The following is an 8289-nucleotide window of genomic DNA, read 5'->3' as shown; positions in this document are numbered from 1 at the left end:
CGGGTGGCGACCAGACCATGCCCTTCGGTGGGGTCAAGCAGTCGGGCAATGGGCGTGACAAGTCGCTGCACAGCCTGGAGGAGTATTCGGAACTGAAGAGCGTGTGGATGTCGCTTTCGCTCTGAGGGCCCACTACGAGAGGGTCTCGACACCACCTTTTAGAGATTCCTCGACTTGCCGGCTCCCCATGCCTGGGGCGCCGGCTTTTTTTCGCGTCTCGTATTTACGCGTCTCATACCGCCTGCTGGCGGGACACCAGGGCCACGTGATCGAGAAACAGGCGGAACAGCTGCGACTGGCTGGATACCTCCAGGCGCTGGTAGATGTGCTTGCGGTGTACCTTGACCGTGCCGTCGCTGATATCGAGCTCCCGGGCGGCCGATTTCGTCGAATGGCCGGCCAGCAGCAGGCGCACGATCTCCTGTTCTCTTGCCGTCAACACCGCAGCGCCGAAGCTGGCGAGTGCGGCTTCCACCGGCTCCTGCTCCGCCAGGCGCTGCTGGAATTTGCCTCCCTGCCATTTCCAGTACTCGTTCAGCAGCGCTTCCAGCATGGGAGAGAGGTGGCGCAAGGCCTGCAGGGTGCGGCGGGTCAACGGCGGCGACTTCGTGCCGAAGCCCAGCGACACGGCGATCACCACCTCCGCGTCGACTCGGCAGAAGATGCCGACTTCATCCGCCAGGCCGAGAGCGCGGTAGTAGTGGTCATAGTACTCGCTGGCTTCGAAGCGATCCGGGGCGAGTTCGCGCAGGCGATGGGCGCCATGATCCAGGCCATCGCTCACCGCCGTGAAGAAGGGGTCGAGCAGATAGGCCTTGCTCAGGTATCGCTCGATGCCCTGCTCATGGCGATGCGGTGGGTAGTTGTCATGGATCAGCAGCGGTCGTCGACGGCCGCGATAGGCATTGATAAGCACCGTATCGTGACCCACCTGCTCGCGCAGCGCTTGGTCGAGCCTGGCAGGGAAATCGGGGGCCGCTGCCGTACGCAGCAGGCGAGCCAGCTGTTGATGCCAGGCATGGCTTTCGGGGCGGGCAAGGAAGTCGAGCATGGGTAGGTGCGTCAGTAGTGCCGAGCTTTCACGATAGCATGACCCTGCGTTGATACCTGCATGTCGGCAGTTGCAAGAAACCGATATGAGCGCAAGCCGTGACAAGGCGCACGGTTTTGGGGAGACTTCGGGTCTATCGCCTTGATGCTGCAGCAGGAGAATACCCTTTGACCGACCTCGTCACGTTGCTGGCCTCGCTGCCCCTTGGCTACGCCATGGCGCTCACGGTGCTGGTGACGTTCCTGCTCGCCTTCGGTCTGGCCGGCTGGCTCGCCGCCCGGCGCCAGCGTGTCGAGGCGGTGCGGCACGAAACCGCCTTGACCGACTTGCGCGATCGACTGGCCGAGCGTGAGAAGCAGCTCGATGACGCAAAACACAGGCTCGGCGAGGTGCAGGTGAGCGAAGCACGGCTGGCCACTACCCTGGAGCAGAAACAGCAGCACTTCGAAGCCCAGCTGGCTTTGTTGCGCGACAGTCGCGAGCAGCTGCGCCAGGAGTTCGAGAACCTGGCCAACGAGATTCTCGAGCGCAAGGGGCGTGCCTTCTCCGAGCTTTCCCAGCAGCGCATCAGCGGTCTGCTACAGCCGATCCAGGCCGAGATGAAGGGCTTTCGCGAGAAGGTCGAGACAATTCACCGCCACGACACCGAGCAGCGTGCCGGGCTGCGTACCGAGCTGCGCCACCTGCAGACGCTCAACCGCGAGATCACCGATCAGGCCGAGCGCCTGACACAGGCGTTGCAAGGGCAGAAGAAGGTGCAGGGCAACTGGGGCGAGCTGATGCTGGAGAACGTGCTGGAGGGTTCCGGGCTGCGTCCCGGCAAGGATTACCAGCGCGAGGTGAGCTTTACCACGGCGGAGGGTCGGCGCCGGCCCGACGCGGTGGTCTATCTGCCTCAGGGACGCCACCTGGTGATCGATGCCAAGACCTCGCTTGCCGCCTATGTGCGCTACGTAAACGCCGAGGACGAGGTGGAGAGAGGGCAGGCCCTGGCGGCTCATGCCAAGGCAGTGGGTGAGCGCATCGCCGAGTTGGCCGACAAGCAGTACTACGACCTGCCGGGCATCAACTCGCCGGATGTGGTGATCATGTTCATCCCGGTGGAGTCGGCTTACGTAGAAGCGCTCAAGCACGACGAGACCCTTTACCAGCGGGCCATCGAGCACAATGTGCTGGTGGCCACTCCCACCACGCTGCTGACCAGCCTCAACGTGGTGCGTCAATTGTGGCGCTTCGAGGACCAGAGCCGTCACAGCGCCGAGCTGGCCAATCGCGCCGAGCGGTTCTATAACAAGCTGCGGCTGTTTCTCGAAAGCATGCAGGAGGTGCAGGCGAAGCTCGACGGCGCTCGCGACAGTTACGATCGCGCCATGGGGCAACTGGTCAACGGACGGGGCAACTTGATCAAGCAGGCTGCCGAATTCCAGGAGCTGGGAGTGGCGGTGAAGAAGGAGCTGCCCGCCGAGCTGGTCGAGCGGGCCGGCCTCGAGCTCGAGACTGCGCGCCCCCGCCAGGCGCTGCCGGACGGGGGCGGACGAGGCTAGGGGTTCCCAGCCAAGTGGGGGCCTAGAAGTTGGCCCACTCCGGCTGGCGCTCCGCGGTGGCAAGCTGCAGCTGGCGCATGATGGGCCGGGGCGCCGTAAGCATCTCGCCGTGCTGCACACTTTGGCCATCGGCGCGAGCAGTGCTCGGCAGTTGGAAGGCGGCCATGGCGTTCATCAGCTGACGGGCATGCTGGCGCAGATTGTCGGCTGCCGTGGCGCTCTCTCCCACCAGCGTGGCGTTCTGCTGGGTGACCCTGTCCATCTCGGCCACGGCCGTGCCGGCTTCCTGCACGCCGGCACTCTGCTCGACGCTGGCTTGACTGATTTCCCGCATCAACTGGCTGACTCTCGCGATGGCTTCGACGATCTCTTCGGTGGCCTGACGCGCCTCGGCAGCTCGAGCGTTACCGCTCTTCACGCGTTCCACGTTACTGGTGATGAGTTCGTTGATCTCGCTGGCGGCGTCGGCGCTCTTCTGAGCCAGCTTGCGGACCTCGGCGGCGACCACGGCGAAGCCGCGGCCATGCTCGCCGGCGCGTGCCGCCTCCACCGAGGCGTTGAGCGCCAGGATGTTGGTTTGAAACGCGATGTCGTCGATGGTCGAGATGATGCTGGCGATCTCTCCGGCGCTCTTGTCGAGCTCGTTCATGGTAGCCGTCATCTGCTCTACCGCCACGCCACCCTGGCGTGCCGTGTGCGAGGCATTCTCGGCCTCACGGCTGGCCTGACCTGCATTCTCGCTGTTCTGCACCACGGTGCCGTTCAACTCTTCCATCGCCGAGGCGGTCTGGGTCAGGGCGCTGGCCTGCTGCTGGGTGCGCGAGGCGAGGTCGGTGTTGCCCTCGGCGATCTGCTCGCTGTTGCTGGCCACGGCTTCGGCAGCGCCGCGAACCTGGGTCACGATGGCCTGCAGCTGACGCGCCATTTCCACCTGCGATGCCATGATGCTGCTGCGGTCACCGCTGCGCAGTCGGCCGCTGGTGGCCAGTTCGCCGCGGCCGATCGCCTCGGCGAAGGCTTTCACCTCGTGGGGCTCGGCGCCGAGCTCGCGCAGTAGCTGGCGAGCCAGCAGGTAGGCGATGGTGCCCCCTGCCGCCAAGGCCGCCAGGCACAGGGCCAGCATCAGCATCTGGAAGCCGGAGGCGGTGTCGCGGGCCAGTGCAGTATCGGCTGCGCTCTCGGCTTCCTGGTGGTCGATGAAGTCGTTGATGCGGTCGAGCCAGGAAAAGAAGGCCGGGCCGGCCTCGCTCAGCAGGATTTCCCTTGCGCCGACGATGTCACTCTGTGCGCGACGCTCCATTACCTGGGCCGCCAGTCGTTGCGTCGTATCGGCCTGGCGCTCGATGGCCGCCAGCAGCTCGCGTTCGCGGGAGGAGGCGCTGAGCTGAATGGCGGTCGTCATGCCGCTGGCGGCGCGCTGGTAGTCGTCGGCCAGCGTACGGTAGTCGCGCTCGAGGGTTGCCAGCGCGGCGGGTGATTCGACCAGGGTCATGTCGCGCAGCAGGATCGCGCGGTCATGCACGCTGCCGCGCCAGTCGATGGCGTGGCGCTGCTTGGTGCCATTGACGTCGTTGATGGTGGTGAGGCTGTGATCGATACGGTTCACCTGCACGATACCGATGGCGGTGAGCAGTACGATCAAGGCGAGCACGGCGGAGAATCCAACGAACAGGCGACTACGTATCCCCAGGCGGGCGAGGCTGGCCGAGAGTCCCATGGCATGCATTCCTTATTCTGGTTTTGAGCCACTCCCGGTGGAAGCGAGAGTGGAAGACACGCGAATCTTAAAACTTGTACAATGACTGTACAAATGAATTTAATTTTAGCCTGCCGTCGAAAAAAGCACTGCTTGGGCTACCGATCTGCTAGCTGTGGCGTGTAGAAAGCAGGATTTGGGCGCGTGAGGTCGCGTTTCGGCCGCGAAAAGTTGTACAAAACCCTGAGGAAGGAGAAACCCTATGTTCGATATCTTTCGGCGAGATCCCACCAAACGACTGCAAAAGGCCTATGAGCGCAAGCTCGAGGAGGCGATGCTGGCGTCCCGCAACGGTGACATGCGCGCCAACGCGGCGCTGACGGAGCAGGCCGAGGCCCTGCGCTTGGAGATCGAGCGTTTGAAGCGCGGTTGATTCAGAAGGTCCGGGCCGGGGTGCAGCAGCTCACCAGACGACAGGGCTCGCTGCCGGGATTGCGGAAGCGGTGGGGCACGTTGGTGTCGAAGTAATAGGCTTCGCCCGGGCCGAGCAGGCGGGTTTCGGGGCCGATGGTGATCTCTATCGTGCCCTCCAGCACCACGCCGGCTTCCTCGCCCTGGTGGGCGATCATCTCGCGCCCGGTATCGGCGCCGGGCGGGTAGGTCTCGATCATGAACGCCAGCGCCCGACTGGCGCGGTTGGCGCCGACCAGCTTGTAGACGACCTCGCCGCTGCCCACGTCGGCCAGCTCGTCGGCGCCGTAGAAGACCTGGTCGCGGCTCTCCATGTCCATGGTGAAGAAGTCGCCCACGCTGATGGGGATGGCATCGAGGATCTTCTTCAGCGAGCTGACCGAAGGGCTCACCTTGCCCTGTTCGATCAGCGACAGGCTGGAATGGGTGACTCCGCAGCGCTTGGCCAGCTCGCGCTGGGAAATGCCGCGCAGGGTGCGCAGGGCGCGCAGGCGTGCGCCGACGTCGTCCGACATGCCGATCTCCTAATCCCGCGGGCGGCGCCGAGGCGCCGCCCGCCATGCCTCAGCAGAGGGCGTCGAGCTTCTGCCTGAGCAGCTCGTTGACCTGTTGCGGATTGGCGGTCCCGCGCGAGGCCTTCATCACCTGGCCGACGAAGTAACCGATCATCTTGCCGCGCTTGTCCGGCTCGGCGTCGCGATACTGGGCCACCTGGGCCGGGCTGTCGGCGATCACCTGATCGATCATCGCCTCGATGGCGCCGGTGTCGGTGACCTGCTTGAGCCCCTGGGCCTCGATGATGTCGTCGGCACTAGCGCCCTGGCCGTTCCACAGTGCCTGGAATACCTGCTTGGCGGCCTTGCCGTTGATGGTGTCGTCGATCACGCGAGCTACCAGTTCACCTAGCTGACGAGCCGATACGGGGCTATTGGCGATCGAGAGATTCTCACGATTCAAGGCACCTGCAAGCTCACCCTGCACCCAGTTGGCGGCCTGCTTGGCATCCAGGCAGACGTCTTTCACTTCTTCGAAATAGTCCGCCATCTCGCGGGTGGCGGAAAGCACGCTGGCATCGTAGGCCGAGAGGCCCAGCTCGTTCTCGAAGCGGGCGCGCTTCTCGGCCGGCAGCTCCGGCAGGTTGTCGCGCAAATGGTCGATATAGGCCTTGTCGAGCACTACCGGCAGCAGGTCGGGGCAGGGGAAGTAGCGATAGTCGTTGGCTTCCTCCTTGGTGCGCATGCTGCGGGTCTCGTCGCGCTCGGGGTCGAACAGGCGCGTCTCCTGCACCACCTTGCCGCCATCCTCGAGCAGCTCGATCTGCCGCTCCACCTCGAAGGCGATGGCGCGCTCGACGAAGCGGAACGAGTTGACGTTCTTGATCTCGGCCCGGGTGCCGAAGGCTTCCTGGCCCTTGGGCCGAACCGAGACGTTGACGTCGCAGCGCATCGAGCCCTCGGCCATGTTGCCGTCGGAGATGCCGAGGTAGGTGACGATGGAGTGGATCGCCTTGAGATAGGCGGCGGCCTCTTTCGCCGAACGCATGTCAGGCTCGGAGACGATTTCCAGCAGCGGCGTGCCGGCGCGGTTGAGGTCAACGCCGGTCATGCCGTGGAAGTCCTCGTGCAGCGACTTGCCGGCATCCTCCTCCAGGTGTGCGTGGTGCACGCGAATCGGCTTGGTGGTGCCGTCCTCGAGGGTGATCTCGACCTCTCCGGCGCCGACGATGGGCTGGTACATCTGGCTGGTCTGGTAGCCCTTGGGCAGGTCGGGGTAGAAGTAGTTCTTGCGGTCGAACACCGACACTTCGGGGATCTCGGCGTGAATCGCCAGGCCGAACTTGACCGCCATGGCCACGGCTGCCTCGTTGAGCACCGGCAGCACGCCCGGCAGTCCCAGGTCGACGGCGCAGGCCTGGGTGTTGGGTTCGGCGCCGAAGGCAGTGGAGGCGCCGGAAAAAATCTTCGAGCGAGTGGCGAGCTGGACGTGAACCTCCAGCCCGATCACGGTTTCCCATTGCATCAGGTGTTCTCCTCGGCGAGCGCGGGGCGTTGACGGTGCCAGTCGGTGGCCAGCTGAAACTGGTGGGCGACGTTGAGCAGCCGCGACTCGGTGAAATGGCTGCCGAGGATCTGCAGCCCCACCGGGCGCTTGCCGGCGAAGCCGGCCGGCACGCTCATGCCGGGGATCCCGGCGAGGTTGATGGCGATGGTGTAGATGTCCTGCAGGTACATCGACACCGGGTCCTTGTTGGCGCCGAGATCGAAGGCCGGGGTGGGCGAGGCGGGGCCCATCAGGACGTCGACCTCCTCGAAGGCGTCGAGGAAGTCCTGACGGATCAGCCGGCGCACTTGCTGGGCCTTCTTGTAGTAGGCGTCGAAGAAACCCTCGGAGAGGGTGTGGGTGCCGATCAGGATGCGGCGCTTGACCTCGTCGCCGAAGCCCTCGGCGCGGCTGCGCTTGTACAGATCGATCAGATCCACTGGGTTGGCGCAGCGATGGCCGAAGCGTACGCCGTCGTAACGCGACAGGTTCGACGAGGCTTCCGCCGGGGCGATGACGTAGTAGGCCGGAATCGCGTAGTGGGTGTGCGGCAGGCTCACCTCGCGCACGCTGGCGCCGAGCGCTTCGAAGACCTTGATCGCCTCGCGCACGGCAGCTTCCACCTGCGGATCGAGGCCGTCGCCGAAGTACTCGCTGGGCAGGCCGATCTTGAGGCCGGAAAGCGCAGTGCCGAGCTCTTCGGTGTAGTCGGGCACGCCGCGCTGCACGCAGGTGGAGTCGCGCAGGTCGTGGCCGGCCATGGCGTTGAGCAGCAGGGCGCAGTCCTCGGCGCTACGGGCCATGGGGCCGGCCTGGTCGAGGCTCGAGGCGTAGGCGATCATGCCGTAGCGCGACACCCGGCCGTAGGTGGGCTTGAGCCCGGTGATGCCGCAGAAGGCCGCGGGCTGACGAATCGAGCCGCCGGTATCGGTGCCGATCGCGGCCGGCACCAAGCCCGCCGCCACAGCAGCGGCGCTGCCGCCGGACGATCCGCCCGGCACGGCGCTGAAGTCCCAGGGGTTCTTCACCGGGCCGTAGTGGCTGTTCTCGTTGGAGGAGCCCATGGCGAACTCATCCATGTTGGTCTTGCCCAGGCTGACGGTTCCGGCGGCTTTGAGCTTCTCGACCACGGTGGCGTCGTAGGGGGCGATGAAGCTGTCGAGCATCCGCGAGCCGGCGGTGGTCTTCACGTCCTGGGTGCAGAAGATGTCCTTCAGCGCCAGCGGCAGGCCGGTGAGCGTACCGGCCTTGCCCGCGGCACGGGCGGCGTCGGCGGCATCGGCGGCGGCCAGGGCCTGCTCGTGGGTGACGGTGATGAAGCTGTTCAGCTCGCCGTCGAGACGGTCGATACGGCCGAGCAGGTGCTGAGTCAGTTCGCGGCTGGAAAAGTCGCCGGCGTCGAGCGAACGGGTCAGTTCGGCAAGGGTCTTGTCATGCATGCGGCATGGCTCCATGAAAGCGTGCCGTTGAAAGAGAGGCGAATGCTG

8 protein-coding genes are annotated in these 8289 nt (G+C 65.2%); 3 read left to right on the top strand and 5 right to left on the bottom strand.

Annotation, left to right across the window (positions count from 1 at the left end):
* On the top strand, positions 1–125 hold a 125-nt coding region (locus B8115_RS23450; RefSeq protein WP_010629204.1), incomplete at its 5' end, for an aldehyde dehydrogenase family protein.
* Between the two features lie 107 nt (positions 126–232).
* On the opposite strand, the gene B8115_RS17840 is transcribed toward B8115_RS23450, so the two are convergent.
* On the bottom strand, positions 233–1051 hold the full coding sequence (locus B8115_RS17840; RefSeq protein ID WP_010629203.1) for a helix-turn-helix transcriptional regulator: 819 nt from the start codon (positions 1049–1051) through the stop codon (positions 233–235).
* Positions 1052–1218: 167 nt separating this feature from the next.
* Here B8115_RS17840 and rmuC point away from each other — a divergent pair, with 167 nt between their 5' ends.
* Entirely contained in the window at positions 1219–2595 is a 1377-nt protein-coding gene (gene rmuC / locus B8115_RS17835; RefSeq protein WP_010629202.1) for a DNA recombination protein RmuC, read from the top strand.
* A 22-nt stretch (positions 2596–2617) separates the two neighbouring features.
* Here the strand turns inward: rmuC and B8115_RS17830 are convergent, their stop codons facing one another.
* Positions 2618–4312: a methyl-accepting chemotaxis protein gene (locus B8115_RS17830; protein WP_010629201.1), complete on the bottom strand. Its 1695-nt coding sequence runs from the start codon at positions 4310–4312 to the stop codon at positions 2618–2620.
* Positions 4313–4553: 241 nt separating this feature from the next.
* On the opposite strand from B8115_RS17830, the gene B8115_RS23445 reads away from it, so the two are divergent.
* Positions 4554–4724, top strand: a complete 171-nt coding sequence (locus B8115_RS23445; RefSeq protein WP_010629200.1) for a DUF6435 family protein — start codon at positions 4554–4556, stop codon at positions 4722–4724.
* Between the two features lies 1 nt (position 4725).
* Here B8115_RS23445 and B8115_RS17825 read toward each other — a convergent pair whose 3' ends face one another.
* The 3 genes from B8115_RS17825 to gatA are packed head-to-tail and all read right to left on the bottom strand — an operon-like array spanning position 4726 to position 8241.
* Positions 4726–5277, bottom strand: coding sequence for a cupin domain-containing protein (locus B8115_RS17825; RefSeq protein ID WP_010629199.1), 552 nt, complete (start codon positions 5275–5277; stop codon positions 4726–4728).
* Between the two features lie 49 nt (positions 5278–5326).
* A complete protein-coding gene (gene gatB, locus B8115_RS17820; protein WP_010629198.1) occupies positions 5327–6781 on the bottom strand; it encodes an Asp-tRNA(Asn)/Glu-tRNA(Gln) amidotransferase subunit GatB in 1455 nt (484 codons plus the stop codon).
* Complete coding sequence (gene gatA, locus B8115_RS17815) at positions 6781–8241, bottom strand: Asp-tRNA(Asn)/Glu-tRNA(Gln) amidotransferase subunit GatA (RefSeq protein WP_010629197.1); 1461 nt, start codon at positions 8239–8241, stop codon at positions 6781–6783. Before gatA ends, gatB begins: the two co-directional genes overlap by 1 nt.
* Between the last annotated feature and the right edge of the window lie 48 nt (positions 8242–8289).

This window comes from Halomonas sp. KM-1 (assembly GCF_000246875.1).
GTDB lineage: Bacteria > Pseudomonadota > Gammaproteobacteria > Pseudomonadales > Halomonadaceae > Halomonas > Halomonas aerodenitrificans.
Note: the sequence above shows the minus strand (reverse complement) of the source record. Positions and strands in the feature narration are given on the sequence as shown.

Excerpts from the sequence above, each read along its gene's own strand:
- B8115_RS17840 (WP_010629203.1), bottom strand. The coding sequence starts at position 1,051 with ATGCTCGACTTCCTTGCCCGCCCCGAAAGCCATGCCTGGCATCAACAG.
- B8115_RS17830 (WP_010629201.1), bottom strand. The coding sequence starts at position 4,312 with ATGGGACTCTCGGCCAGCCTCGCCCGCCTGGGGATACGTAGTCGCCTG.
- gatA (WP_010629197.1), bottom strand. The coding sequence starts at position 8,241 with ATGCATGACAAGACCCTTGCCGAACTGACCCGTTCGCTCGACGCCGGC.
- B8115_RS23445 (WP_010629200.1), top strand. The coding sequence starts at position 4,554 with ATGTTCGATATCTTTCGGCGAGATCCCACCAAACGACTGCAAAAGGCC.
- B8115_RS17825 (WP_010629199.1), bottom strand. The coding sequence starts at position 5,277 with ATGTCGGACGACGTCGGCGCACGCCTGCGCGCCCTGCGCACCCTGCGC.
- gatB (WP_010629198.1), bottom strand. The coding sequence starts at position 6,781 with ATGCAATGGGAAACCGTGATCGGGCTGGAGGTTCACGTCCAGCTCGCC.